The sequence below is a fragment of the Pseudoalteromonas sp. SG45-2 genome (genome assembly GCF_014164115.1).
GTDB lineage: Bacteria > Pseudomonadota > Gammaproteobacteria > Enterobacterales > Alteromonadaceae > Pseudoalteromonas > Pseudoalteromonas distincta.
This window is the reverse complement of record NZ_JACJEO010000003.1, coordinates 72,788-97,654: the sequence shown is the minus strand read 5'-3', so window position 1 is coordinate 97,654 and position 24,867 is coordinate 72,788. Positions and strand designations below refer to the sequence as shown.

Annotated in this window: 27 protein-coding genes and 2 pseudogenes; 17 read left to right on the top strand and 12 right to left on the bottom strand. The window is 36.7% G+C overall.

Going from position 1 to position 24,867, the window contains the following annotated elements; all coding sequences use genetic code 11:
* Positions 1 to 194 precede the first annotated feature (194 nt).
* From htpX to H5116_RS02740, 3 genes are all read left to right on the top strand, one after another.
* Complete coding sequence (gene htpX / locus H5116_RS02750; protein ID WP_182715506.1) at positions 195 to 1,058, top strand: protease HtpX; 864 nt, start codon at positions 195 to 197, stop codon at positions 1,056 to 1,058.
* Between the two features lie 280 nt (positions 1,059 to 1,338).
* On the top strand, positions 1,339 to 1,824 hold the full coding sequence (locus H5116_RS02745) for a hypothetical protein (RefSeq protein WP_182715505.1): 486 nt from the start codon (positions 1,339 to 1,341) through the stop codon (positions 1,822 to 1,824).
* A gap of 201 nt (positions 1,825 to 2,025) precedes the next feature.
* On the top strand, positions 2,026 to 2,568 hold the full coding sequence (locus H5116_RS02740) for a hypothetical protein (protein WP_182715504.1): 543 nt from the start codon (positions 2,026 to 2,028) through the stop codon (positions 2,566 to 2,568).
* Here H5116_RS02740 and H5116_RS02735 read toward each other — a convergent pair.
* The 3 genes from H5116_RS02735 to gloA form a co-directional block, all read right to left on the bottom strand.
* Positions 2,565 to 4,163 (bottom strand): MASE1 domain-containing protein, encoded by a 1,599-nt coding sequence (locus tag H5116_RS02735; RefSeq protein ID WP_182715503.1) that lies wholly within the window; start codon positions 4,161 to 4,163, stop codon positions 2,565 to 2,567. The two genes, H5116_RS02740 and H5116_RS02735, sit on opposite strands and share 4 nt — an antisense overlap.
* Positions 4,150 to 4,779, bottom strand: coding sequence for a response regulator transcription factor (locus H5116_RS02730; RefSeq protein ID WP_024589303.1), 630 nt, complete (start codon positions 4,777 to 4,779; stop codon positions 4,150 to 4,152). The genes H5116_RS02735 and H5116_RS02730 overlap by 14 nt, the downstream gene beginning before the upstream one ends.
* Before the next feature lie 168 nt (positions 4,780 to 4,947).
* Positions 4,948 to 5,475: a lactoylglutathione lyase gene (gloA, locus tag H5116_RS02725; RefSeq protein ID WP_182711227.1), complete on the bottom strand. Its 528-nt coding sequence runs from the start codon at positions 5,473 to 5,475 to the stop codon at positions 4,948 to 4,950.
* Positions 5,476 to 5,596: 121 nt separating this feature from the next.
* On the opposite strand from gloA, the gene H5116_RS02720 reads away from it, so the two are divergent.
* Both H5116_RS02720 and H5116_RS02715 read left to right on the top strand, forming a co-directional pair.
* Positions 5,597 to 6,043, top strand: coding sequence for a GNAT family N-acetyltransferase (locus H5116_RS02720; protein ID WP_220487420.1), 447 nt, complete (start codon positions 5,597 to 5,599; stop codon positions 6,041 to 6,043).
* Between the two features lie 91 nt (positions 6,044 to 6,134).
* Entirely contained in the window at positions 6,135 to 6,644 is a 510-nt protein-coding gene (locus H5116_RS02715; protein ID WP_182715502.1) for a DUF421 domain-containing protein, read from the top strand.
* Between the two features lie 71 nt (positions 6,645 to 6,715).
* Here the strand turns inward: H5116_RS02715 and H5116_RS02710 are convergent, their stop codons facing one another.
* Complete coding sequence (locus tag H5116_RS02710) at positions 6,716 to 7,336, bottom strand: trimeric intracellular cation channel family protein (protein WP_154944503.1); 621 nt, start codon at positions 7,334 to 7,336, stop codon at positions 6,716 to 6,718.
* A 414-nt stretch (positions 7,337 to 7,750) separates the two neighbouring features.
* On the opposite strand from H5116_RS02710, the gene H5116_RS02705 reads away from it, so the two are divergent.
* The 6 genes and pseudogenes from H5116_RS02705 (at position 7,751) to H5116_RS02680 (ending at position 13,081) form a co-directional block, all read left to right on the top strand.
* Positions 7,751 to 8,338, top strand: a complete 588-nt coding sequence (locus H5116_RS02705; RefSeq protein WP_182715501.1) for a cold shock domain-containing protein — start codon at positions 7,751 to 7,753, stop codon at positions 8,336 to 8,338.
* A gap of 195 nt (positions 8,339 to 8,533) precedes the next feature.
* Complete coding sequence (locus H5116_RS02700; RefSeq protein WP_165735167.1) at positions 8,534 to 9,007, top strand: hypothetical protein; 474 nt, start codon at positions 8,534 to 8,536, stop codon at positions 9,005 to 9,007.
* Positions 9,008 to 9,212: 205 nt separating this feature from the next.
* On the top strand, positions 9,213 to 10,424 hold the full coding sequence (locus H5116_RS02695) for a hypothetical protein (protein WP_165735166.1): 1,212 nt from the start codon (positions 9,213 to 9,215) through the stop codon (positions 10,422 to 10,424).
* Positions 10,417 to 12,201, top strand: coding sequence for an ATP-binding protein (locus tag H5116_RS02690; RefSeq protein WP_165735165.1), 1,785 nt, complete (start codon positions 10,417 to 10,419; stop codon positions 12,199 to 12,201). Before H5116_RS02695 ends, H5116_RS02690 begins: the two co-directional genes overlap by 8 nt.
* Positions 12,202 to 12,401: 200 nt before the next feature.
* A pseudogene (locus H5116_RS02685) lies at positions 12,402 to 12,563 on the top strand (transposase); the annotation flags it as partial.
* 74 nt (positions 12,564 to 12,637) lie between these two features.
* Entirely contained in the window at positions 12,638 to 13,081 is a 444-nt protein-coding gene (locus H5116_RS02680) for a hypothetical protein (protein WP_182715500.1), read from the top strand.
* Between the two features lie 280 nt (positions 13,082 to 13,361).
* Here H5116_RS02680 and H5116_RS02675 read toward each other — a convergent pair whose 3' ends face one another.
* Both H5116_RS02675 and H5116_RS02670 read right to left on the bottom strand, forming a co-directional pair.
* Positions 13,362 to 13,964: a thiamine biosynthesis protein ThiC gene (locus H5116_RS02675; protein WP_182715499.1), complete on the bottom strand. Its 603-nt coding sequence runs from the start codon at positions 13,962 to 13,964 to the stop codon at positions 13,362 to 13,364.
* A gap of 382 nt (positions 13,965 to 14,346) precedes the next feature.
* Positions 14,347 to 15,048: a metal-dependent hydrolase gene (locus tag H5116_RS02670; protein ID WP_182715498.1), complete on the bottom strand. Its 702-nt coding sequence runs from the start codon at positions 15,046 to 15,048 to the stop codon at positions 14,347 to 14,349.
* Positions 15,049 to 15,312: 264 nt separating this feature from the next.
* Between H5116_RS02670 and H5116_RS02665 the strand changes: the two genes are divergently transcribed.
* On the top strand, positions 15,313 to 15,735 hold the full coding sequence (locus tag H5116_RS02665; protein WP_182715497.1) for a hypothetical protein: 423 nt from the start codon (positions 15,313 to 15,315) through the stop codon (positions 15,733 to 15,735).
* Positions 15,736 to 15,766: 31 nt separating this feature from the next.
* Here H5116_RS02665 and H5116_RS02660 read toward each other — a convergent pair whose 3' ends face one another.
* The 4 genes and pseudogenes from H5116_RS02660 to H5116_RS02645 all read right to left on the bottom strand — a co-directional run bounded on the left by H5116_RS02660 (position 15,767) and on the right by H5116_RS02645 (position 20,334).
* Entirely contained in the window at positions 15,767 to 17,398 is a 1,632-nt protein-coding gene (locus tag H5116_RS02660; protein ID WP_182715496.1) for a diguanylate cyclase domain-containing protein, read from the bottom strand.
* Positions 17,391 to 17,831: a hypothetical protein gene (locus H5116_RS02655; RefSeq protein WP_182693798.1), complete on the bottom strand. Its 441-nt coding sequence runs from the start codon at positions 17,829 to 17,831 to the stop codon at positions 17,391 to 17,393. Before H5116_RS02655 ends, H5116_RS02660 begins: the two co-directional genes overlap by 8 nt.
* Before the next feature lie 2 nt (positions 17,832 to 17,833).
* Positions 17,834 to 19,096 (bottom strand): hypothetical protein, encoded by a 1,263-nt coding sequence (locus H5116_RS02650; RefSeq protein WP_182715495.1) that lies wholly within the window; start codon positions 19,094 to 19,096, stop codon positions 17,834 to 17,836.
* A gap of 334 nt (positions 19,097 to 19,430) precedes the next feature.
* Positions 19,431 to 20,334 (bottom strand): annotated as a pseudogene (locus H5116_RS02645) (2OG-Fe(II) oxygenase family protein).
* A 323-nt stretch (positions 20,335 to 20,657) separates the two neighbouring features.
* Between H5116_RS02645 and H5116_RS02640 the strand changes: the two are divergent.
* Positions 20,658 to 20,897 (top strand): hypothetical protein, encoded by a 240-nt coding sequence (locus tag H5116_RS02640; RefSeq protein ID WP_002962631.1) that lies wholly within the window; start codon positions 20,658 to 20,660, stop codon positions 20,895 to 20,897.
* 68 nt (positions 20,898 to 20,965) lie between these two features.
* Here the strand turns inward: H5116_RS02640 and msrA are convergent, their stop codons facing one another.
* Positions 20,966 to 21,565 carry a peptide-methionine (S)-S-oxide reductase MsrA gene (gene msrA, locus H5116_RS02635; protein ID WP_039487894.1) on the bottom strand — a complete coding sequence of 200 codons (600 nt, stop codon included), beginning with the start codon at positions 21,563 to 21,565 and terminating at the stop codon, positions 20,966 to 20,968.
* 281 nt (positions 21,566 to 21,846) lie between these two features.
* On the opposite strand from msrA, the gene H5116_RS02630 reads away from it, so the two are divergent.
* Positions 21,847 to 22,041, top strand: coding sequence for a CPXCG motif-containing cysteine-rich protein (locus tag H5116_RS02630; RefSeq protein WP_002962627.1), 195 nt, complete (start codon positions 21,847 to 21,849; stop codon positions 22,039 to 22,041).
* A 58-nt stretch (positions 22,042 to 22,099) separates the two neighbouring features.
* Here H5116_RS02630 and H5116_RS02625 read toward each other — a convergent pair whose 3' ends face one another.
* A complete protein-coding gene (locus H5116_RS02625) occupies positions 22,100 to 22,300 on the bottom strand; it encodes a hypothetical protein (protein WP_002962626.1) in 201 nt (66 codons plus the stop codon).
* 107 nt (positions 22,301 to 22,407) lie between these two features.
* Here H5116_RS02625 and H5116_RS02620 point away from each other — a divergent pair, with 107 nt between their 5' ends.
* The 3 genes from H5116_RS02620 (at position 22,408) to H5116_RS02610 (ending at position 24,583) form a co-directional block, all read left to right on the top strand.
* Positions 22,408 to 22,890, top strand: coding sequence for a GNAT family N-acetyltransferase (locus H5116_RS02620; RefSeq protein WP_182715494.1), 483 nt, complete (start codon positions 22,408 to 22,410; stop codon positions 22,888 to 22,890).
* Positions 22,891 to 23,059: 169 nt separating this feature from the next.
* On the top strand, positions 23,060 to 23,671 hold the full coding sequence (locus tag H5116_RS02615) for a MarC family protein (RefSeq protein ID WP_033029579.1): 612 nt from the start codon (positions 23,060 to 23,062) through the stop codon (positions 23,669 to 23,671).
* 30 nt (positions 23,672 to 23,701) lie between these two features.
* Positions 23,702 to 24,583: an alpha/beta hydrolase gene (locus H5116_RS02610; protein WP_182715493.1), complete on the top strand. Its 882-nt coding sequence runs from the start codon at positions 23,702 to 23,704 to the stop codon at positions 24,581 to 24,583.
* The last annotated feature ends 284 nt before the right edge of the window (positions 24,584 to 24,867 follow it).

The following is a 24,867-nucleotide window of genomic DNA, read 5'->3' as shown; positions in this document are numbered from 1 at the left end:
AACTTTAGTCTTAAATTTGCTGTAAAACCCTTCTTAAAAAAATTATCAATAAACACATAAATAACACTTGTGTTATGACATAGTTTGTCACAGAATAGCGCTAACGTTATGACATAGTGTGTCATAACGCAGTGGTTGCTTTAACCTAATTTAATTTTATGTTCGGTGATCAAACCTATTTTTGTGAGGACAATATGAAACGTATATTTTTGTTTTTATTAACTAACCTAGCGGTTATGTTGGTATTAGGTGTAGTGCTTTCAATAATAATGAGTGCGCTGGGCTTAAGCCATCGTAGCCTTGGCGGAATTTTACTTATAGCAACAGTATTTGGTTTTGGTGGATCGTTTATTTCGTTATTTATGTCGAAATGGATCGCTAAAAAATCAACAGGCGCGCACGTAATTACGCAGCCTCGAAACGAAACCGAACATTGGCTTGTACAAACGGTATCTGCGCAAGCACAAAAAGCAGGTATTAAAATGCCAGAAGTAGCTATTTACGACAGCCCAGAAATGAACGCGTTTGCAACGGGCCCAAGTAAAAACAACTCGTTAGTGGCAGTAAGCACAGGCTTAATGCACAACATGACCAAAGATCAGGCCGAAGCCGTACTTGCCCACGAAGTATCGCACGTGGCTAACGGCGACATGGTAACGCTTACGCTAATACAAGGCGTGGTAAACACCTTTGTAATATTTGCCGCAAAAGTACTGGCAGGCATTGTAGATAATTTTATTAATAGCGATGAAGAAGAGGGCGGTAGTAGCTGGACATACTTCTTATTCGATATTTTATTCCAAGTATTATTTGGCGTGCTAGCAAGCATAGTGGTTGCAAGTTACAGCCGTAAACGTGAGTTTGCAGCCGACAGCGGCGCAGCAAAACTAGTTGGTGCTGATAAAATGCGTTCCGCACTTGAGCGATTAAAGCAAAACCATCCTTCGCAATTAGAAGGCTCAATGATGGCCTTTGGTATTGCAAGTGGCAAAGGTGTTGCTGAGCTGTTTTCATCCCACCCGCCGCTTGATGCGCGAATCGACGCACTACGCAAGTAACTATGTAAGTTAGTAAATATTCTAAGCCAGCTTAACCGCTGGCTTTTTTATGTTTACGTTAAAATGCTAAAATCTAATGCACTGTTTTTATATACAGTGCATTGTGTTGTATTATAAAATCGTTACTTTTTTAACCTATATGTGTTTACGGGGTTCTTTAGCATGAGTAAACTAAGATACCTTAAAGTCAGCAATGCTGCTGGTTTTAATACTTAACATTTAATACTTAACAAGGACGGTTATTGTAGTGGAAAAGGTGCAACACACTAAAGAATGCATTATGTGCTTTAGCACTATAGATTCACGGGCTAAAAAATGCCCGCAATGCACCTCACTTCAAGCTAAATATTCTAACTTAGAAAACAATCCCATTATTATTGGTGCATTAGCGCTTAGTATTGTTGGTATTTTTGGGTTTATTTTTTATCAAAATATTTATGTAGCAGGGCTTAAAGACCAAGCACAAAAAAACTTAATCGCTAATGTAAGCCAAATTAATACTAAAAATGAAAACGATGCATTGTATGTTGCATGCATAGGGCAGGTAAAAAACGAGTCGGACTTCACCTTTAAAAATATAAAGTTTAAGGTCGATTTTTTAACCGAGCAAAACACGCTAGTCGATACGTTATCAATAACCGACGAAGACCTAATTATACTTCCTAATGACTCAACAAACTTTAGAGTAAGAGGTATTGCGCAAAAACAAGCGGCCAGTTATAACAATTGCCAAGTAATAATAACCGATGCCTGGGCTTATAAATAAGCTATAAATCACTTACAAATTAATTATTAGCAGTTAGCTAAACCACTCGCTTTTTTATATGTAATATTAGTTATTGACTTGCAAGCCACTAAATCCAAAATTTATATAAGCCATTTTCCTAGAGCGATTAAGAATATGGATGATTTATTACTTAAGTAATCGTTTATACACTCCTTGTAACTTGCAAGTGAGGGATCGAAAATGAGCTTGATTGATGAAAGTACAAAGGATTTTGGAAGCATGAGCGTGTTGCTTCACAGCTTAGGAACTGATTGCTACCGCATTGAGTGGAATAGCAGAATGACCGGAGCCTCAATAAGCTTAATTCGTGTTAAAAAAAACGAATACATAGTTGTGCGAAAATGGGCAACCGCCCGAAATATAGATGACGTATCAGCAGAGTTTGATCGGGCTAACCAAGCACTAATTCATTTTTTAAATAATGTAGATGTAATTAAAAGTAAAAACGAAAGTATTGTTGCAGCTAAAGAGCATTGCATAAACTTATTTACCTCAGCTGAGGGCTTAAAACCAATTAGCCATCCGAGCTTACCTACGCCACGCTTACAAGAAGCCATAGGCAAAGAAGTCATTGTAAAATCAAGTTTAGGCAACTACCTAATATCAAAAGGAGTGCTATTACAGCTATTAGGTAATCAAGCCGAGATCCAAGTTAATCCCGACCACCTTGACGAAGGCCAATTAAGGCAAAAATTTTATACCAAACAAGTTCATGTTTGCTAGTTAATCGCGCTATCAAAACTCAAAGGCAGCTTTACTTTAATGGTAAAGCCATTTTGTTTAAACACCTTAAAAGTGCCGCCTAATGCCGTAGTGCGCTCCTCTATAAACGCTAAACCGTAGTGACCTGAGTTATCTGTTGGGGTTACTAAAGTCCCGTTATCGCTAATTGTTAACTCAATAAATTCGTCGCTGTTTATTATATTTATAATCAGTTTGCTGGCATTGCTGTGCTTCATACAATTGGTTACTGCTTCTTGGCAAATTCGGTAAATAGCTATTTCGTGATCTTTTGAAAGGCTATTATCTAACTTAAATTGTGGCTGATACCTAATATTTGCCTTGTGCAGTAAGCTTTTTAGTCGCCCTTGTGTTATTGCCTTTTCTAAACCGAGTTCATCTAGCTCACGCGGGCGTAGATAATGCATTAATTGATAAACAGAGTCATACATCGAATTAGCATTGTTTTTTAATGTAGTCACAAACGATTGGGTATCTTCGTTACTAAGGTGCGACAAAATAGCTAAATCTGTTTTTAATGCCGTTAGGTTTTGCCCTAATTCGTCATGCAACTCTTGCGAAAGGTGCTTTCGCTCGTTTTCTTGCACCGACACCATTTTGGCAGCCAGCGCCGTGTTTTGAGTTAGCTGCTCTTTAAGCTCTTTATTGGTTTGCTTTAACTCGTTGTTTTTACGTTTAAGCTCAGTAATTGCAGCGCCTAAAACCATACTGGTAATTGCGTTTGCTAAAATAAATAACTGGCTAATGTAGGTATTGCTAGGCTCGTGCGTAATGCTTGCTTCAACAATTATTAACGCGTTAATAAGCGCTGCACTGCTTACAGCCCCTAACAGGCCATACTTATACGAAAACCAAATTATCGGTAATAACGATGCAAGCCTTAATAGCGGGTAGGTGTCTGGGCGAACCGCATAGACAAAAAATACAATTAATATAAAACACACTAAAGTGGCTACTAGGCCAAATAACTTAGTGAGCCTGACTGTGTTAAAACTGTATTTAGAATCGTAAATTAACATAATAAAAGGGGCAATTAACAACGAGCCAGTAATATCGCCCAAGCACATGTTTAACTGATACTGCAGTAGCTCTTTAGCAACCAATACATTTGTAAATTCAAACGCACTGGCAAACAAAAACCACTTTATAGATGTACTCGCAACACAAAGCAGTATTAACGAAAGTATACCTAGGCTGTCGTTAATGCTTGGCGGCCAACGGCTATTTTTAAACACATAAACAAGCGCTATAAAACAAAGCTCCTGCCAAAAGCCATGAAATAAATCAAACTCCCAAACCCCACTGTATGTTAAACCAAGCTGCGCAGCTAAAGCGCGTGACACAATCCATAAGGTGAGCCAGTATCGTGTTGGAGTGAGTAAGTAAAACGCAATTTTTACGCCTGCGGGAATAAATATAGCGCTGCTCTCGGGTACGGTTTCAAGGTTTTGGCTAACCCAAAAAGCGGCGAGTGAAGCAATAAAGTAAATTAGCCCCACCAATAACTGTTTAGCTACCTCTTTGTATGCGGTAGTAAAACTAACATTAGATAAAGAAGAAACGTTAGGTAAGTTCATCTAACTGTATTACTCCCGCATCAATTGCAATTTTTAGCAGTTCAAACGAGGTCGTAACATTAAGTTTGCTGTATATGTTTGCTTTGTGTACATGTGCTGTTTTAGGCATTATTTCGAGTATTTGCGCAACTTGTTTAGCGTTTAATCCCTTAGAAAATAACGGAAGGGCTTCAAGCTCTCTGTTAGTAAGCACAGTTAATGCTAAATTTTCGCTACTCATCGAAAAATTTACGTCTTCACTAATGTACCTTTTACCTAAAGCGACCGCTTTAACTGCATCTATTAGCTCATCAGAGGCAGAGCGCTTAGACACATAACCCAAAGCACCTAATCGCAAAGCATTGCTTACATAAGGTTCGTGGTCGTGCATGGAGGCAACAATACTTTTAATATGCGGGAAAAACTCTTCAAGGTACGACAAAAAAGAAAGGCCGGTTTCAGTGCCGTTAAGCGATATATCAACAATAAATATATCAGGTTGTTCAAGCTCTACAGCCAGCTTGGCTTCTGTCACGCTGCACGCTTCAATAATTACTTTCCAATCTGGTTGTAACTCTAAAAGCTTTTTAAAGCTGTCTCTTACTAATTGATGATCTTCTATGATGCCAATGAGCATTTAAATCTCCTTTTATGCTTAAAATACAGCGGGGCGGGTAACTAATTACCTAAAACGTTTTAAATGGGTTACCTCACTTAAAAGCAAGGTAACAAAACCAGTGGTTCTAAATTGGTAATTAGTTGCTGGTGGAGATTACAACTAAGCTCTTTTTATAGCAGCTTATTATTACTGAGAAAGAATAATATCAGCAATACCTTCGGCAGATAGTATTTCAATCCAGTAGCCGTCAGGGTCTTTAATAAATGCTAAGCCTTTCATTGAGCCATCATCTGGTTTTTTAACAAACTCAACATCGTATTTTGCAAAGCGCTCACAGGCTTCGTAAACATCCGGTACGCTAATACCAATATGGCCAAAGCCTTTGGGCTCTTGGTTACCGCTGTGGTAGCCCTCAAAGCTGTCGTCGCTTTCAGTGCCCCAGTTATGGGTTAACTCAATTAGCGCAGGGCGACGAAACACCCATTCTGCTTTAGTTCTATCATCACCTTGCGGTAATTCTTGTTCGTAGCCTAAAAAGTAAAGCGTAAACTTCATACCAGGAAAATCATACTTACCTAACAGCTTCATACCTAATACATTTTGGTAAAATTCGAGCGACGGCTTTGGATCTTTAATACGTAACATAGTTTGTTGCATAACAAAGCCCTGAGTGGCCTGTTCAACTTGTTCTGGAGATTCGTTATAGTTAGACATGGTGATCCTTTCTAATAATTAAAAAGCGAAAATAGAGATATAATGCTTAAACCATCATAATCAACCGTAGTTTAAATTTAAACTGTCTAGGTCAAATCATATAATAAAAACAAGGAATTTTATGGCTATAACTATAACTATAACCACAGGCACCATTGATGATATAACCGCAGTGAGTGAATATATCCCTGAACTACTAACAGCCATTGATAGTGACACTTTACGTAACCGTTTAGAAAACAAAAAAACATTGATATTAGTAGCACATAAAGAAGATACATTAGTTGGTTTTAAAATTGGCTATGAGCTATCTAATACACAATTTTATAGTTGGCTTGGTGGAGTGCATTTTAACTATCGTAGATTAGGTATTGCTAAAAAATTACTTGTCCAACAAGAAAAGTGGGCTTATGAACAAGGCTTTACCGATATACACGTAAAATCGATGAACCGGTTTCCTCAAATGCTGACTATGCTAATCACCAATGATTATCATGTTTGTGGCTACGTTGATAATCAAAGCACAGAGCTAAGTAAAATTAAGTTTGTAAAACAACTAACAAAGTAGATGCAGGCACTTTATTCATCGTTATTTAACTTAGCGCCATGTAGGGTTATAAGTAAAAGCTAATTGCCACCTTTAATAGCAAGGAGCCACTATGTTTTACGATGATATTCAGGGGTTATTACGTGTACTTACAATAGGTGTACTGGGTTATATCGCGCTGGTGTTTTGGTTGCGTGTATCGGGTAAACGTACGCTTTCAAAATGGAACGTGTTCGACTTTATAGTCACCATTGCGCTGGGCTCTATTTTAGCCTCGGTGATTATTTCAAAAAGTGTTCCGTTAGCTGAGGGCATACTTGCCTTTGTCGTATTAATAGGGCTGCAATATGTTATTACATGGCTTAGTGTGCGCTCGTCAAAATTTGCAGCGCTCATAAAAGCAGAGCCCACGTTGTTACTGAGTGATGGTGAATATTGCACGGCAGCCCTTAAATCACAGCGCGTAACTAAATCAGAAATTCGCGCTGCTATTCGTGGTGCGGGTATATTAGCCATAGAAGATGTAGCTGCCGTAGTGCTAGAAACCGATGGCAGTTTTAGCGTACTTAAGCAAAATAACAGCGGCTTAAAAACTGCGTTAAGTGATGTAAGTGTGCATTAAATTAATACGCTAATAGTTATATTAACTAAGGCAGGTATATTACCTGCCTTATTTTGTATTAAAGGTTATTTTTATTTAGCGTGCTGCTCTAATAAACTAAAGGTAGGTAAGCGCCATTTAAAGCGTATTGATGCCATACGAATTAAGTAGCCTGCAACAAGGCTTGCAATAATGCTGATGTTGTCGTCAATATTATAATGGTGTAGCGCTAAGTATAAACAGGCAACAAGTAACGATACACTCGCGTATAGCTCGTTATGTAATACCAACGGCGCTTGGCGACATATTAAATCACGCAGTAATCCACCAAATACGCCAGTAACAACGGCAGCCACTACACAAATACCATAATGCAGGCCCATATTTAGCCCCACTTGGCAGCCAATAATACTAAAAGCAGCTAAACCCAGTGCATCTAGGCGCATAAATATGCCTTTAAATTTAACTACCCATTTAGCAAGCCACGTAGTAACAATACCGGCAATACAGGTAATTAATAAATACTCAGGGTGTTGTACCCACGTAAGCGGGTAATTGCCTAGTAATATGTCTCGCACGCTACCACCGCCAATTGCCGTGGCGCTGGCTACTAGCACTACGCCAAACCAATCCATTTTCATCCGTCCTGCGCTAAGTGCGCCAGTCATGGCTTCTGCGGTAATACCAATAATATAAACAACGGTTAGTAACATGAGATAATCACTTAAAATACGTGCGTAAAAATAAGGTGTGGATTGTATAGATAAATTAAGTAAATAACGAATGAAAAATCATGCTAAAAGAGCTTCATTTAGATAGAAATAACTTATAACAAAACCTAGTGTAAACAAGCTGTTAAGCTAATCGCTTCGCAAAAGTCAGCAGTCGTAGAATAAAGGACAAATGGCCGTAATTTATAAAATAAAACACGCTATTTTTTCCTTGTTTTTAAAGCTAAAGCTCGATATTTTCCCTATACGGTTAAGTATTTTGCCAACTTATTAGAATATTTAAATTAACCTAATATGAATATTTGGTTGCGTGGTAGCAATTTAGGAACGTATACTAACGACTCTTAACTTAAATGGAATTTGCGTAATCGCAGCTTAATCAGCACAGGTAAATACATGAACAAAGGATTGTTAAAAGCGTGGAATGACGAAAAGGGCTTTGGTTTTATTAAATCAGAAACCCTAGCGCACGACACCTTTATACACATTTCAGCGCTCAAACATATGAGCCGCAAGCCTAAAGTGGGCGACACCCTTTACTTTGAAGTGGCAACACAGCCCGACGGTAAAACCAAAGCAATTAACTGCCGCATAGAAGGCGTTGCAGAGCTTAAAGCACCTTACCAAAAACACAATAACCAGCCGCATCGCATTGCCAAATCTAATTTTGCCAGTAGCTTTTTAGGTAAAGTTGCCTCAATTGGTCTTATCGCTGTGCTTTGTTTATATGCATTTAATAAATACAACACCCACTCAAGTAGCCAAACTCCCGTTATTACGAATGATGATTTAGCCACCTTTGATGAAAAATACCCAAAAATAGTGATACCAAAAAACACTAATAATTTTACCTGCGATGGCAGGCAGCACTGTAGCCAAATGACTTCACGAGCCGAGGCAGTATTTTTTATTAATAACTGCCCGAATACAAAAATGGATGGCGACGGTGATGGTAATCCTTGCGAAAGGGACTCACGGTTTTAAAATGGGTGATAATTTGATAAATCGCTTAGTTAAAGGTTTGGGTGAAAAAAAAGAATTAATTAATGGCTGTGTATAAATACAGTTATTTGCAATTTGCCCTATAACATTATTAAAAGTCGTTTTTTGGGTGTTATAGCCTCAAAAGTGGTTTGAATGAGTTGTTAGAACTCATCCTTCAATTTCTAAAAGGTAATTATGGATAATTTTGTAGATCTAGCGATGAAATTTATTGTTCCGTTTGTGGTGTCAATACCTACTGCAATCATCGCTGTAAAGCTTGCATTGAGAAAATTCAAATCAGAAAAATGGTGGGATAAAAAGCTAGCTTGTTATATTGGATTATCTGAAGCTCTTAGTGTGATTATTAATTATGCCGATATGGTGATTGATATTAAACTTGACGGCGTAAAGCACGATGAAGAAGAGCTCAATAATCGCAAACTAATGTTTAATAAATCAATGCTGAAATTACAAACTCAAGTATATTCAAGCGTTCTTTTTATGGATAACACCTCACATGAATCGTTGTTACGATTTTATAATAAACTATTCAGTATGCAAACAAGCTCGGAAGACCCAAAAAAGCTAGCAGAATTAAGGGAAAATGCTGAGTTCTGTTTAAACATAATTAACAAAGAGGCTAAAAGAGAATATAGAAGTCAAATGTAAAAGCCTAACAAGGCGTTGATGCTGTAGAATTTTTTTTAAGGAAAGCAGCTTCGAATTCATTACTTAATGCTTAAAAGGGGCTATGATTTCAAGAACTCATATTTAAATTAATTGTGTCTGTTGAAGTTATTTTATAGCCTCACTAGGTACCAATCTAATTTCTGGTTTTGTTAAATAATCAAAGTGGTAAAGGGAGTTTGTATCAATGACAGGAAGAACAGCTGATAGCACCATTAAAGGCTTTCTATATCAATTTAATAAAACGTTGCTAGAAGTAACTCAAGCAGATGACGATGAAATAATAACCGTAGAAGGGCTTGTTGAAGATGTTGATATCTATAGTGCTGATGGAAGCCTAAACGCAATACAATGTAAATATCATGAATCCCAAGATAAATTTACAGGTAGTCTGATATATAAACCACTGCTGCAAATGGCTGAAGCTTTCTCAAAGAACTCAAAAAAGGACATTAAGTACACTATATTTCTTCACGTACCCAATGAAGTTATAGGTGTTAGGAATGTTGAAAAAGAAATGCTTAATGAGGCTATGGCAACAGATAATCAATCCCTGATTAAAATTGTAGCAAGGATTGAAAATAACTTTGATGCTGATGAATTTTTGAAAAATGTAAAAATCGAGTTTGGAACTTCAATTGATGAGTTAGAGGTCGAAGTTAAAAAGTCTTTAGGAAAATATAAATTATCTGGTAGTGATATAGACACATTACTATATCCAAACGCAATCACAAAAATTTCGAAGTTATCTAGTTTAAAATCTGAAGCCCACAGGAAAATTAGTAATAATGATCTTCGAAAGTACCTTTCAAGTGTTACAACCACAGCTATTTCAAAGTGGACTTTATCTCTTAAAAACCGTAAAGAAATTCTAAATAAAACAAAAAAACAACTCGCGAACTCTTTTTCGCAAAACAGTAGAGAGCGATGTTTTTATTTTGATATTCATGAAATTGAAGAATTTGAAGAAAGAATTGTTGTATTCATTGGTAATTACTTAAACAAATACCATTCAAAACCAAGTCACTTAAAAACACCTATTTTTGCAATGAATATTGATTTTTCATCCATTAAAGATATTCAGTACCGTTTATTTATAAAGGGAATTAAGGCAAATACTGGCTTAGTTGGAGATGTTTTTGAAGTAGATAACTTCTATAAAGATCCAATTCAAATAATACAAAAAAGTAAAATTGAAAATCGAGAGTTTGACTTGAGATTGTTAGCACTTAGTTCCGAGCAGCATGCTATAAATCACAGGAAAGGTGATGATCTTTATTTAGTCTGTAGCTCAACTCCTGAATGTATAGAAACAACTGATATTAACTATTATCAGGTTGGTACTAATAACTTCAACGAACTTGAATATGTAGTAAGTTTAAGGAATAGCCATGAGTAAAATAGGGTATGTTACATCAAGCTCTCCAGAGCAAGTAACAATTGAAATTGATGGTTTAGAAATTTTAGAAAAAAATAAAACTAAGTTACAAGTTGGGAAATTTTTAAAAATTGAAGATGGAAATCATAACTTTGCAGTAGCTACGATAAATAATATAAGTGGTCAAAAAGTCGAAAAAGAAGGGGAATTACTCTGGAATTTTATTATTGATTCCTCGCCCGTCGGTGCGTTAATTAATGATAACGGGCAGTTGAAGTTTTTCAGAGGTACACAAGTATTACCTGTTCCTACAGAAATAGTCCATATTTTCGATGATTCTGACTTATCAATTATTTTTTCAAATGATGGTGATTATAATTTTAATGTTGGTCATCTTTCTGGAAATACAGAAGTACCATTCTGTATTGATGGTGATAAGTTTTTTGGTAAACATATTGGATTAGTTGGGTCTACTGGTTCAGGTAAATCATGTGCTGTTGCGAGCTTAATACAGAATGCTGTTGGTATTTCAGATTCAAAAAATATAAATAAAGAAAATAAGAAAAATTCACATGTACTTATTTTTGATATTCACTCTGAGTATTCGTCGGCATTTAAAGTTGATGAGGAAGAAAAATTTAGCTTGAATGAATTAAGCGTCGATAACTTAAAGTTGCCGTATTGGCTAATGAATTCTGAGGAGTTAGAGTCACTTTTCATTGAAAGCAATGAACAGAACTCACACAATCAATTATCGCAGTTTAAACACGCAGTCATTCTTAACAAAGAAAAGCATAACCCTACACTAAATAAAATAACTTATGACTCTCCTGTATATTTCGATATTAAAGAAGTTTACAGTTTTATTTGTAACAAAAATGAGCTCACCGTTTATGAAAAGGACTCAAAAAAGTTATTTGCAACACTCAGTGCTGAAATTGAGTTTGATGAAGATAAGTTGTGGGAAACTATAAACTTTGAAGCATCCACAGGTAATGCCAAGCATAAAGTGTTAGATGCTAAAGTATCCAAAGATGGAGGTTTTAATGGTGAATTTGATAGGTTTATATCAAGGCTTGAGACAAAGCTAAATGATAAACGACTCACTTTTCTTCTTAATCCATTAACTGAAAATAGTGAGATATACAAAACTAAAGATTTTGAGGAAATATTGAGACAATTCTTAGGATATATTGATAAATCAAATATCTCGGTCGTAGACCTAAGTGGAGTCCCTTTTGAGGTTTTGAGTTTGACTGTTAGCTTGATTTCTCGGCTTATCTTTGATTTTGCATTTCATTATTCAAAACTGAAGCATAATCTAGATGAAACGAACGATATTCCATTTATGATTGTTTGTGAGGAAGCCCATAATTACATTCCGCGAATTGGGGGAGCAGAATACAAAGCCTCAAAAAAATCTATCGAAAGAATTGCAAAAGAAGGACGCAAATACGGGCTTAGCCTAATGGTGGTTAGTCAAAGACCATCAGAAGTATCTGATACAATTTTCTCTCAATGTAATAATTTTCTAGCGTTAAGACTCACAAATAGAGTAGATCAAAGTTATATAAAAGCACTGTTGCCTGACAGTTCAAGTGGTCTTATTGATTTGTTACCTTCGTTAAATCAAGGGGAAGCATTCATTGTTGGAGATGCTGTACTAATGCCCAGTTTAGTTCAACTCCCTAAACCAAGTCCAGAGCCAAAGTCAGCAAGTGTAAGTGTATATACTGAGTGGAGTTCGGCATGGAAGGATGTAGCTTTTGATAAGGTTGTTGAACGCTGGAGAAAGTAAGGAATAATTGAAAAAAGCGAAAGGGGTCACTCATTAGAAAATTCCGGTCAAGCAGGCAGCTGTGTTTTCTTGATCTTTTTATTCAAAAACCAAGTGTTCTTATTATTTAAAAGATTAACAGTGACACCCATTCTAAATTTTGCTCTTTTAAAAATTAAGGACTAGGTTTTAATTAGTTCAAAAAAAGAGCAGGGTGTCTTATGGCAATTGCAAGAAAGCGTCAAATAAGTTTGGTTGATACAAAATACTATCACTGTATTTCACGCTGTGTTCGTCGTGCATTTTTATGTGGCGAAGACCGTTTTACAGGTCAATCTTACAAGCACCGACGAGGGTGGGTTGAAGATAAGCTGCTTGAATTAGGAAATTAATAAGACACCCATTTTAAATTTCAGCTTAGTCAGCAGTGCAGAGCAAGTTTTCGGAGTATTAAAAAATGGACTTTGTTATATGCTTAATTTTATTTTTATTGTTCTATATTTTAGTCAATTATATCCAAAGCATTATTGGGTATTACCCTAAACTAGCTAGAGAATATAAAACGGATTTAATTATTTCTGATTCCTCACTTTTAAAATCAAGCAGTATGTACTTGACGAATGTGGCAGATATTTCTCGTGAGAAAAACAGTGAATATCGGACTTGGCTAAATATCAAATCATTTCAGCAAGGTATATTTATAAGCCAAAAACGGATGTTGATTCTACTATTTCCCAGGAGTTTTTTAATACCATGGGAGCAAATTAGTTTAATAAAAGAAAAAACTAATTTTCTTAAAAATCAATATCTTTATAAAGTCGAATGTAAAAAAGAACCTGTTTATATCATTACGAAATTCGATTTATTAAAAAGCGTAAGTAACATGAATTTACGAGAATAAATGAAGTCAAATCTTGACTTCATACATCAAAACTTAAATGAGTTAAATAGCTTTGATTCAAGCTATTTATACCCTCTAAAAGCGCAGCGCCTCATATCCTCTTTGTGAATTAGTCTTTAGAGATTACGAAGAGGGCATTAACTTGGGAAGCTGTAGTCGAACGTTTTAAGTTGAAAGTGGGCGTCAGTTCAAACGTAAAACATCGGCGAATTAGATCTCTAATATACGCCGATGTTTATAACTCATTTAAATAAGCACATTACTTGTAAGGTATTAAGCCTTAGCCTTGTTTACGGTAAAGACTAATCAAACATATTGCTAAAAGTAACGTTGCAATCATGCCTGATGCACCAGCAACAGCTGATGGAAGGAATCCATCACGGCCAAAGGTAATTAAAATACCATTGGCAAGCATTGCAACTCCGCCAGCTAAGGCTGTAAGTCCGCCAATTGCTTTGCCGCCTTTAGCTAGAAAAGACAGCCCAAATACAAGGGCTGCTAAGCCTAATAATAATTTAGCTGCGTAGTAAATCATGAATGATAAAGACACCACACCACCAATTAAAGGTTGTGCGCCTTCTACTGCGCCCGCTACTTTGCCAAATGTTGAAAACAACGTTAGGCCAATGCTTACCTGTACTATGTTTAATATTGCGCTAAATGTGATAGCAGACCAACCTAGTTGAGCGTTTTTAGCTTGCACCATAGTGGTACTTGCAAAGGCCACAAGTACAGTAAACAGCACGGCTTCTAGTCCCCATGCATACTGTCTTGAAAAGCTAATTTCAGCACTGTAAAGGGCAGTAAAAATAGCCTGAGTTATCGCCAACGCCAACAATAACGATGCTGTAATTAGGGTGGTGCGTTTATGTGTAAATTCCATTATGGACCTCTTATAATTTTATATTTAACGCTTTTAAAAGATGCAGTAGTTTTGCACACATCAAACCGTTGAAACTTTTATATAAATATTGAAACTATAAGACAGGCAAAGCGATTTAAAAATTTCACTAAAACCAATAAAAATAATAATTAATTACAAAAAGGCTAAAACTTGCGCTTTTAATTAAACTTAAACGAGCAAAGTCGCATTGATTTAAGCTGATAAACCTCTAAAAGCGCAGCGCCTCTTACCCTCTTTGTGCATAAACTTTTAAATTACTAAGAGGGTATTTTGCATTCATTCTAGCAATGGGGATAAGCGACTTTGCAAAAGTCACTTACTTTAGTAGGGCAAGTCTATAAAAGGGCTTAAATCGCCTTCATTAAGATAAAAACGTAAAATGGGACCAGTCACTTAACGCTGTAATAGTTTGCTTTGTAGGGGGCGCAACATAGATTAAACCTGTAATGGCAATAACTGATGCTAGCGTAATTAGTTTGTTATCGAAGTCGGCTATTTTTAAAGCGGTGCCAAAAGAGCGTTTAATGGTGACGTTACTCAAATCTACACTGTAAATTTCATCCAGCAATAAATGAATTAATCCGCCGAGTAAAATAAACCCACCCGTTAACCAGGCAAAGACGGCTGCTTGTGTGGTTGATTGGTCATTCAGTTTCCATGTTACTTGAGTTGTTAATAGCGCGCATAACAGTATAAATAGTAAAGAGTGGCAACTACCTCTGTGTACTGTGATCCATTCAAAAATGGGTCTAATAATGTATTTCATAAATCCGTAAACCAATAACGGCACTACGATTAACTCGATAAAGCTAATTTCAATAATGAGTTCGGTGGTTATGTAATGCAGTACCAGTAATACAGCGCTGAGTGCGAATAAGTTAAAAATAGTATCGAGTGATGTTGAGTTATCTGAATCTATGTCGGGCAATAAGCCGCCAATTGAGCCTAAAAACCAAAGCCAGAGTGCGCCCTTTAAATCAATATGGCCTGCAGATAATAAGGTGGCTGAGGCTAAGCCTGTGATGATTACGGCAGTATTAAGATGAGTATTGAAGTTTGCCATTGTATCTCTTTATGGGAAAAAGTAGGGCATTCTATCAATTGAAAAGTTTATTGTTCAATATTCTTTTTAATTAGATTTTTTATTACTTTGATTAATTACTAATAGTACAATTGTTATTCTGTTTTGTGGTTAGTAGAGCAATCAAGTTGTAATTTTTTTTATAAAAATCAATAATACGGACAGTTTTTATTGTCTATTGGCCTTTTGTGTTTTAAATAAAAGCCTAGCTATCAACTTATATAAAACGGCTTAACTGGAATCCACATGAACCAAAATAGATATAAAGCATCGTTTCCTGCGCCTGACATTGGTAGTAACTATTTTGTCTCATCAACTTGGAGCAGTTATGGTTTCTGGGCTTTATTAGCACTGACTCCGCTTGCTCATTACATGATGTACTATACCGAAGATGGTTTAGCGCATGGGGAAGATTTAAACACTTTAGTGTATGTAATACTTGGTGCTATTAGCTTGTTTGTTTTAAATATTGCAGCCCAATCTATATGTTGCTTAGGCAGGCTTTTGGCAGTGGTTTGCTTTAGCATGAGTCTGTTTTTTATTTTATCGATTATCTATCTTAGTATTTATGCTCACTTCCCAATCGCTTATTTTGGTCCTGTTATTTACTTTGGTTTAGCAGCGTACTTTTATAATAAAGACTATTTGAAAGCCATAAAAACATTATAGCATTTACTATGTAGTTACTAATTCACGCCATCTAATTTTTTATATCGTCATAAAAGGCAACTTTCCCTCGGCCTGTTTCTTTTACGTGATAAAGAGTTTTATCACCGTTGTGCATTAATTGATGTAGTTCATTGCCATCATATGGGGCTATTGCAATTCCTATGCTTGCACCTACTGCGCATGTTTTTGTGTTTGAAATACTAACCTGCTGTTGTAACTCATTGAGTAAGGCGTTCGCTTTTTGTTGTGTTGCCGTTTTATCGTAGGTTTTAATTTGCTGCGCAACAATAAATTCGTCACCGCCTAGGCGGATACACATGTCGTTTTTTTCGTGAAAAAGTGTTTTAAATCTGTGCGCTATTTCAATTAGCACTTTGTCGCCGGCTTCGTGTCCGTAGGTGTCGTTAATGGGTTTAAACTTATCTAAATCAATCATCATAAGCACTAAATGTTCATTATGTTTAATACATTCACGTAGTGCTTTTTTAAGGCGTTTTTCACCGGCGCGTCGGTTTAATAAGCCAGTAAGTGGGTCGTGATCGGCTTCAAAGCGGGTTTGCTGTTCGCGTTCTGCGCGCTCGGTTACATCGTGTAAAATTACTTCTACTAGCTGCTCTTGTTTGGGGTTTCGTTTGGTATCTCTTTGGTCTGTTAACCTTACAAATAAACAATGAAACCATACCGTTTTATAGCCAACTTTACACTCTACATCTAAGGTGGTTTGTGGTGGGTTTTTAGCAGAGCGAATATCTGCCAGTAGGCTTTGTAATTCGTCTACATTGCTAAGTAACTCAGGAAAATGCAAGGTTGGTAATTCTTCTTCACCGGGTACGGTAAAGTAATGCTTAAATGCAGGGTTAAAGGTGGTGATAATATTTTTGTCATCTAGTAAACAAATACCTGCGCTGGCTTGTTCAAAAATAAGTCTAAATTTAGCTTCTAGCTCTTGAGTTTTTTTACGCAGTGTTTGCTCATTACTAATAGTTAAATGTAGCTCGTGCATTAAGGCATTTATACCTTGGGTTAAACGGCTTATTTCGTCCCGCTTGCCTTGCTTGAAGGTTAGCATTTTAAGGGTTTCTGGCTCGCTTGGATTTATTTTAGCAAAGCTGTCGGTTAGGTTTTGAATTGGCTGTGTAAGCCAGCGCTGAACTACCAGCGATACAAAAAATGCGATAACAATGGATTGAATCAGCATTAAGATAAATTCTTTTATAAGCGCTGACTGTGCTTGTTGTTCAATAAAATTATCGTCTGGGTATATGGCGAGTACACCTATAAAAGTGTCTTCTATAAAAGGGTGAACTAATTTAATTAAAACAGCTTCATTTTTTTTGTTAGTGGAGCCACTTGTAATAAATAAATCCATCTCTCCTTTAGGGTTTACTTCTCCTTCTAGGCTTGCACCTTGCACTAAGTCGTTACTGAGTAGGCCGTTAATAATTTCTTGGCTTAATTCTTTGTCATTTAAGTAAGCGGCAATAGCGGCTGTTTTTTCCATTGTTTGCGCTAACTGTTGAACAAGTAGGTAATTTGTGTTTTTTTTCTCTTTAAAGCCTGAGTAATAAGAGAGCATAGACGAGACTAAAGACACAACAATAGCAACTAACGCAATTGATATAGCGACGCGTATGTAGAGTTTTTGGCTAATAATTTTAATCAAATGTGTATACCACTTTTACTGCATCTGTAACTTGCGATAGCGGAATGTAGCCAATTGCAAATTGTGATGCTGCTATTTTGTTTATTGCGTCTTCTACCGATGTTGAAGGCGTGGGTGGCTTTGCGCGCCCTGAAAATAAAAGCCTTGCCCAATACGCATTTATTTTTTGCTCGTCTTTATTGACCAGTTTTAAGTAAAAATCGTTTTTTAATGCTGATTGGGCGGGCAAATCGAGTGGCTTTGACGTTTCACCATCAGGAAAAGTTAAATACCTACCCATGTAAATATCAATTATTTCCCGTTTTGATAATGCGTTAATTGCGTTGCTTTTATTTACCACTACAACAAACTCTGTAGATTTAGCATAAAAGCTCACAAAAAGCAGGCATAAGGGGAGCATTACATTAAGACCTAGATTACGAGCGCTTATCATAACTAAAACACCATACTAGCATTTAAACTGAGTATATGTACTTTGTTGCTTTTATTTGCATCAGCAGGATTACTAAGGCTCCATAGCCCCGCACCTTGAGGCTTTATATCAAAGCGGTCTAACTGCGCTTTAAATACTAAACGATCCGAAAAATGCCATTTTACGCCTACGTTTATAGAGTGCTGGTGAACATTTGTAATTTGAACTGAAGATTGAGTGGCAACCGCGAGTTGTTGTATGGGTACTGAAAACTGCTCAGGAGTACCTGGTGGGAAAATAGGGCTGTTTACTTCAACTACATCATGGCGATTTTTAGCTGCCGTAAAGCCTGTGTAAAATATTGCATCATCTACTCTGTAACCCGCACTAATATAAGTGCTAAATACAGATGGAGCTATTATCCAATCGGATTCTGAAATACCTAACTCAGATTGAATAAGCCAATTATTATTATCGTAAGTAACGCCAAAGGCTGCGTATTCTATGCTGTTGCCTTTGGTGTTAAATTTGTTAGATATACTTTGTGCTTGCGGCCATATACTTTGTGGTATTGAGTTGAGTGCGGCTAAATACTCATCTAAAGAGGTTAACTTATAATCCCCAAAGTCTGACTTTGATAATGAAAAACGCATAGTCCATGCATCTAAAGAGTAGGTTGCGCTAAAAGTTGTTAAGTTATCAAAATCAATAAAAAAGTCGTCATTATAGGCTTGTAGCTTGGCTGTTGTACTACCATAAGCAAGTTTTAAACGTAAAAAACCGTCGTTAATTGCTTTGCTGTATTCCACATCTACACCATCGAAATTTCCTGCAATGTTTGCAAACGAGTAGTACGAATGAGGCGGGCGCACCCATAAATAGGCATATCCTACGTAAGGGTATTCCGATAGTAAGTAAAGGTCGCTATTTAACCTGCCTGCACGAATAGCCCAATGACGGGTAGGGCGATAGCGCACAAAGGCGAGCTCTAAAAAATTATCAAAGCTTTTAAAGGCATGATCTTGAATAACTACTTGAAACACAGAGTCCCAATTTTTTGAGAGTGATATATTAGCCTGCCCACCTAAAATTGAATCTCGCGTTGCTGAAAAACCAGATTCGTTGACATTTGAATAACTCGATGCAAAGCCAATATCTGAATCGTCCGTGTAGCTGAGTGTTAAGGATGCAAAACCACTAAATTGTACATCTATGTCGTTTGCATAGGTTTTATTAGCAGCAGAAATTGCCAATATTGCTATGGCAATTGTACCTCGGAACAACATGTTAGCTCGTATTTTTATAATGTAGATAGTAAAAAGATAGCACAATTTATTAAATTACCAACTTAAGCATTACAGTGGCTTATCAATTAAATACAAAAAAACATGGCATCATCTTAAATTTTGTACTTTGTTAAGCGAAGTACTGGGACATAAGAAAAGCAAGGCGGAAAATTTGTGTTATCTATTGTTATAAGTGGCGACAATATAGATTATGAATAGGGCGGTTTTTTGATATTACTAAACTTAAAACGTGTTGGTTACTGGATGAGCTTTATTTTTATAAGGCTGCTTAAATTAGGCAGCCATTTGTATTTAAAACTTTAAAAGCGATTATTTAAAATGGTGCATAGCCATCATTTGGTTTGTTTGGGTTAGTCCAGCGCTGTTTAGCATCAACAGGAATGCGTGGTGCGCCTTGTGCTGGTAATCGACCGCGCTCCCCATACAACCACAATACAAAGTTAGTTCGCTCGCCACTGGTAATAGGCTTGGCTGCGTGTGCAATATTGCCTCGATGTAACATGGCAGTACCAGGCTTAAAGGTAAGTGATTTAATGTCACCTGTGTACGGGTGATAAAAGTCCACTTGTGACCCTGTAAACTCTTCGCCTGGTAAATTTAGGTTAATGTTAAGCGTTACAGTTGATGCGTCGGTATGTGGGCGAATTGACGAATCTGTATTTGGCTCATAATAAATTGAAAAGCCAAATGTTTGTGTATCAAACCCCATAACTTCCGGGAACAGCATACGTGAAATAGGGCGCATATAAGTGTTTAGTATTTCGTTATAAAATGCTTGAAAGCTTGGCGCGGCTAAATAACCTTCTGATCGGCTATCAATCATGGCACCACGGCGATTTAACACTATGCCGTATGGCGGGCGCATAGGGATTTGCGAATTCCATACTTGTTCTAAATATCCGCGTAATACTGCTAGTCGCTCAGGATCAAAAAATTGAAATTGAAACACATCAGGCGCTACTTCGTGTAATAACGCTTTTACGGCTAGCTCTTTTGATGGATCTTCCCATGCTTGTTTTACTGCTTCACGTATGTTTTTATCGAGTAACGAATCGTCTAACGTGAAAGTAGAGGCGTCAATTTCGCTTGCTTCCCATTCTTTCCACTAGGTCGTCGTTGTTGTACCAAAACTGCTGTACCGAGTGCTCACGGTTTAACATAGCTGTTCGTGATGGTAAATCTAGAGCACGCGCTAGTTGTAATTGGTTGGCAAGCATTTTGTGTAACTCCAGTTGTTGAATTTTGTTTATATCAATTTAGGAGTGCAATTTATTGCATTTGATTTAGTAGATAAACAGCCTGCTTTAGGAAACAGAATATACTATTTATTGATAATGAATCCTAAAACTAAGTATCTTTAGTCAATCAGTGCTGTCCACTTAAAGCGAAGTGACATGTATCCTATTTGCTATTCAAGCATTTAGCTTAATAACAAAGGCTTTATGAAATAGACGGTGTATAAATAAACCTTTATTATAAATTCCTTATTTTGCCTATGTTATAGTTAGGATTTAATAGCAATATAAAATGGAGATTAATTGTGGAAGATAAATTAAAAGAAAAAAGTGTGACGCAGAAATTTTTTGGTGAATATTCTTGGATGTATCAAGTTTCAGCGTTTGTTGCTTTTATTATGGTTATTTACATTAGCTTTAATGGAGAGGGAAATGTTTGGACACAGCTTGTGAGAGGTGATTTTAATTCAGCTTTGCTTGTTAGCATTGTTGGTTACTTATCTGAATTTAGATATCGATTTATTAAAGAATCTCGCAATAACTAAAATATTAAAAAGCTGATAATTAAATCAGCCTTTTAATATTTTACAGTGGATTACCTGATTAAACGCGATTAATGGGTTGCTCTGTCGCCCCAAATTTCTTCTAGGCGGCTGTCACGACCACAACGCCAACGATAAGTGTTGTATCGGATTGGATTGTTTTTGTAATAATCTTGATGAAAGCTTTCCCTCCCTTTTATAGGGTAAAAGGTGCTTGCGTTTAGTATAGGTGTAACCACAGTTTGATTAGGGAACTCGGCAACTACTGCAGCTTTTGTTTTTTCGGCTAATTTACGTTGTTCGTCGTTTTGTACAAATATAGCGCTTAAGTAACTAGGGCCTTTATCACAAAATTGGCCTTTGGCATCAAAGGGATCAATATTTACCCAGTAATGATCAAGTATACCTTGATAGCTTACTATGGCCGGATCGTAAGTAATTTCTACCGCCTCGTAATGGCCTTTATGATTACCATTGTATGTTGGGTTTTTAAGTTTACCGCCAGTAAAGCCCGATATTACATCGGTTACGCCTTCTAGCTTTTCAAAGTCACTTTCCATACACCAAAAACAACCTCCAGCTAGAACGGCTTTTTCGGTTTTAGCTGCATGGGAAAATGTACTAAACAAAATAACGGCAGATGTTAATGCAAGCGTAAGTGATTTTTTCATAAAATTATCCATCTGTACTGTGAGTTTATAAATACTTATAAAGTTAGACCCGCTAAGTGCTAATACAATTTCATTGTAGAGGGCTGGCCAACTTATCTATGGTGAAAAATATTGTGCTTTGACAAGTTTTATAGGGATAAGGCTAGTAACAAGATCACTATTTAAGTTAGTAGCACGGTTTAATTGGGTTAGCCAAGTATGCGTTATTTAATGGGGTGTTGAATTATGCTTACGTGTTCATTAAAGTGACAACATTCGTGATATAAATTAGCAGGTGATAAATGAACCAGTTAACAGAAACATCAATAAGCTGCCCTTATTGTGGAGAAAGTATAGAAGTATTACTTGATGCAGCAGATATTGATGAGCAATACATAGAAGACTGCCAAGTATGCTGTAAGCCTATTTCGTTTGTGGTATTTGAAAATGATGACGAGCTAAACGTTAATGTTTACAGCGAAGACGATGCATTTTAACTCGTTAATTAGATAGTAGGCTGCAAAATTGCAGCCTTTTTACTGTGTATGTGTTTGGTTAGCTATTTTGCTCACGCGCTAATTGGTTAGGAAGAAGTTCTTCTACTATTTCGCGTGCTGGAAGCGTATAGCGTGTGCCGTCAAACATTACTGAGGTAAACTCGTTAATATTAGTAATGCCTGTTAAGGTCCAGCCTTCGCCGCGCTTTGGGCAATATACTGTGGTAGTGGGTTGTATTACTTTAAAATCGTCACTCATTACGTTCTCTTACTCTTTTTGCTTTAAAGATAATGCTTGTTAATAGGGTATGGTAAGTTAATAATGCGTGCCCATAAAGAGCTAATTTAACTAACCACTTAAATAAAATGTTTAACACCACAAAGCTTGAGCGCGTTACGCTGCGTTTAGTTACCCACAAACACGCAGCGTGTTTATTTAATATTTTAAATCACCCGCACGTGTCAGAATTTAACGACTACGAAACACCACTTAGCAAAACGCAAATCAAACAATTAATACAAGATGATATTAGTGCATATTACGAAGGTGAAGTAATTCGAGTTGCAATTGAACATAATATATCTGGAAAGTTAATGGGTACTTGTGGGCTTTATAATTTAACCCCGTGTAAAAGTGGTGCGTTTATAGGATTTGAGCTGCATCCTGACTTTTGGGATAAGGGCGTAATGTTTGAAGTGGTGACCGGTTTTATTGAAACTCTAGTTAAGCATATTCCGCTTAAACATTTGTCGGCTGAGGTGAGCGCACATAATGCACGTTGTCATAATTTACTTATGAAACTGGGCTTTAGTTTAAGAGAAAATTCTATTTGGCATAAATCACTTTAACTCAAGGCGGCAATTATAAGTGCTTACCTTTTTTCAATCCTCAATCCTCAATCCTTAAAGCTCAGTAAATAAAATCCAAAAAATAGCGGCTTTCTATTATAGTTAAGCGTGAGCAAATGAATTTGTTACCCGTGTTTTATTAAACATTTACGCTTAACAAGGATTTTATATGCTAGAAAAACTCTCTCAAGATGCGCTTGTAATTTGGGCGACCATTGACCCAATAGGCACTATGGCGCTGTTTGCTGCGCTTACTTCTCATTTAACTGATCAACAACGCCGTAAAACTGCATTTAAAACGGTGCTTTATGCCGGGGGCGTATTATTGGGTTCTATTTTAATAGGGCAACTAATACTTAATGCGATGGGAATTAGGTTGGTGTCGTTTCAGTTAGGGGGCGGAATTATATTGTTTTTATTTGGCCTGCAAATGATTTTTGGAAACGATTCTAACAAAGCCAAACAAGACCCCGATCACGATATAGCCGTGTTTCCGCTTGCTATACCTGCAACGGCGACTCCTGGCGCTATTTTGGCGGTAATACTACTTACCGATAACCACATACACCCAATTACTACTCAAATAGGCACAGCGCTTGTTACACTTGGTGTGTTGGGTATTACCTTAATACTGTTGCTGCTTTCGGGTAAAATTATTAAGCTAATTGGTACTGGCGGCGCGTCTATTTTAACGCGAGTGATGGGCATGATTTTAGCCGCGTTTTCGGTTGAGCTTATTATGACCGCGCTGGAAATAAAACAATGGGTTAAGCTCGATTAAATAACTCCTAAACATTGAAAGGAATGCCGTATGGCAATAAAAATAACAAAACACTATATTATTAATTTAAGTTTAGCCGTAGTCATTTTTGCTATTGGTATTTTAGCTATACGCTATTACAACCATTATGTATCGGCCTATACAGATGTAACAATTAACTCAAGCGTGCTTAATGAGTCGCGCAAAGTGTTTATAAGATTGCCCGCTAATTACAATCCTAAAAAAGCGTATCCGTTAATTATTAAAACCGATGGTAACTTTAATTTAGATACATGGGATAAAGCACTTACAAAACAAGCTAAGAGCGAAAAAGGGGACAAGGCTATATTGGTGTCTATTCCTAATTTGTTTTTTACAGATACACGTAATCGCGATTTAGTACCTCCTTATGCCCGCCAAGATGTAAATACACAAGCGCGTCCAGAGCATGAAACACTTATTGAACCAAATGGTGAAGCCGACAAGTTTTTAGCGTTTATTGAAACTGAGTTACTCCCTTATTTATCAGCAAAATATAAGCTTAGTAATAACCGTGTATTAAGTGGTTTTTCGGCAGGAGGTAGCTTTGTGCTTTATACACTGCATACAAAGCCTGAATTGTTTAATGGCTATTTTGCTTTTAGCCCAGCGGCTTGGTATGACGATATGACCGTAGTTAATAATTTAGAAGCGTTTTTAAGTGCTCAAGATAACAAAGTTAAATCGTCTACTTATTTATATCTTTCGGTGGGTGGGGCAGAGCATCCGTTAATGTTAAAAGCGTTTAGTAATTTAGAGGCCGCTTTAACAGCCAACCCTAACAATAACCTTGTGTGGCAAAGTGCTATAAACAAAGGTGCTGAGCATTCAGATAATCCATCAATTAGTGTGGCTAAGGCATTAGCTGGTTATAGTACGTTTATTAAAAAGTAGGTTAGATAGGCTTAAGCGACAACTGTACACATATACAGTTGTCGTTGTTTTATATATTTATGATAACGAATCAGCTTTATAACAACTTACTTAGTTCAATATTATTAACGACTTACAAAAAAAGGTAGGTTTAAATTATTTTTGCACAGCAATTACATGTACTGTTTTTATATACAGCTCACAGCTATTGAATTAGAATACCGTCAGTACCCATGAGCATATACACATCTATTTGTTACTGCTTTTAATCAGCCTTTCGCCTTTGTGATCAGCAATAAGCAGTG

What these genes read in the sequence shown, in the direction of transcription:
- htpX (WP_182715506.1), top strand. Translation starts at nt 195, where the DNA reads ATGAAACGTATATTTTTGTTTTTATTAACTAACCTAGCGGTTATGTTG.
- H5116_RS02745 (WP_182715505.1), top strand. Translation starts at nt 1,339, where the DNA reads ATGTGCTTTAGCACTATAGATTCACGGGCTAAAAAATGCCCGCAATGC.
- H5116_RS02740 (WP_182715504.1), top strand. Translation starts at nt 2,026, where the DNA reads ATGAGCTTGATTGATGAAAGTACAAAGGATTTTGGAAGCATGAGCGTG.
- H5116_RS02735 (WP_182715503.1), bottom strand. Translation starts at nt 4,163, where the DNA reads ATGAACTTACCTAACGTTTCTTCTTTATCTAATGTTAGTTTTACTACC.
- H5116_RS02730 (WP_024589303.1), bottom strand. Translation starts at nt 4,779, where the DNA reads ATGCTCATTGGCATCATAGAAGATCATCAATTAGTAAGAGACAGCTTT.
- gloA (WP_182711227.1), bottom strand. Translation starts at nt 5,475, where the DNA reads ATGTCTAACTATAACGAATCTCCAGAACAAGTTGAACAGGCCACTCAG.
- H5116_RS02720 (WP_220487420.1), top strand. Translation starts at nt 5,597, where the DNA reads ATGGCTATAACTATAACTATAACCACAGGCACCATTGATGATATAACC.
- H5116_RS02715 (WP_182715502.1), top strand. Translation starts at nt 6,135, where the DNA reads ATGTTTTACGATGATATTCAGGGGTTATTACGTGTACTTACAATAGGT.
- H5116_RS02710 (WP_154944503.1), bottom strand. Translation starts at nt 7,336, where the DNA reads ATGTTACTAACCGTTGTTTATATTATTGGTATTACCGCAGAAGCCATG.
- H5116_RS02705 (WP_182715501.1), top strand. Translation starts at nt 7,751, where the DNA reads ATGAACAAAGGATTGTTAAAAGCGTGGAATGACGAAAAGGGCTTTGGT.
- H5116_RS02700 (WP_165735167.1), top strand. Translation starts at nt 8,534, where the DNA reads ATGGATAATTTTGTAGATCTAGCGATGAAATTTATTGTTCCGTTTGTG.
- H5116_RS02695 (WP_165735166.1), top strand. Translation starts at nt 9,213, where the DNA reads ATGACAGGAAGAACAGCTGATAGCACCATTAAAGGCTTTCTATATCAA.
- H5116_RS02690 (WP_165735165.1), top strand. Translation starts at nt 10,417, where the DNA reads ATGAGTAAAATAGGGTATGTTACATCAAGCTCTCCAGAGCAAGTAACA.
- H5116_RS02680 (WP_182715500.1), top strand. Translation starts at nt 12,638, where the DNA reads ATGGACTTTGTTATATGCTTAATTTTATTTTTATTGTTCTATATTTTA.
- H5116_RS02675 (WP_182715499.1), bottom strand. Translation starts at nt 13,964, where the DNA reads ATGGAATTTACACATAAACGCACCACCCTAATTACAGCATCGTTATTG.
- H5116_RS02670 (WP_182715498.1), bottom strand. Translation starts at nt 15,048, where the DNA reads ATGGCAAACTTCAATACTCATCTTAATACTGCCGTAATCATCACAGGC.
- H5116_RS02665 (WP_182715497.1), top strand. Translation starts at nt 15,313, where the DNA reads ATGAACCAAAATAGATATAAAGCATCGTTTCCTGCGCCTGACATTGGT.
- H5116_RS02655 (WP_182693798.1), bottom strand. Translation starts at nt 17,831, where the DNA reads ATGATAAGCGCTCGTAATCTAGGTCTTAATGTAATGCTCCCCTTATGC.
- H5116_RS02650 (WP_182715495.1), bottom strand. Translation starts at nt 19,096, where the DNA reads ATGTTGTTCCGAGGTACAATTGCCATAGCAATATTGGCAATTTCTGCT.
- msrA (WP_039487894.1), bottom strand. Translation starts at nt 21,565, where the DNA reads ATGAAAAAATCACTTACGCTTGCATTAACATCTGCCGTTATTTTGTTT.
- H5116_RS02630 (WP_002962627.1), top strand. Translation starts at nt 21,847, where the DNA reads ATGAACCAGTTAACAGAAACATCAATAAGCTGCCCTTATTGTGGAGAA.
- H5116_RS02625 (WP_002962626.1), bottom strand. Translation starts at nt 22,300, where the DNA reads ATGAGTGACGATTTTAAAGTAATACAACCCACTACCACAGTATATTGC.
- H5116_RS02620 (WP_182715494.1), top strand. Translation starts at nt 22,408, where the DNA reads ATGTTTAACACCACAAAGCTTGAGCGCGTTACGCTGCGTTTAGTTACC.
- H5116_RS02615 (WP_033029579.1), top strand. Translation starts at nt 23,060, where the DNA reads ATGCTAGAAAAACTCTCTCAAGATGCGCTTGTAATTTGGGCGACCATT.
- H5116_RS02610 (WP_182715493.1), top strand. Translation starts at nt 23,702, where the DNA reads ATGGCAATAAAAATAACAAAACACTATATTATTAATTTAAGTTTAGCC.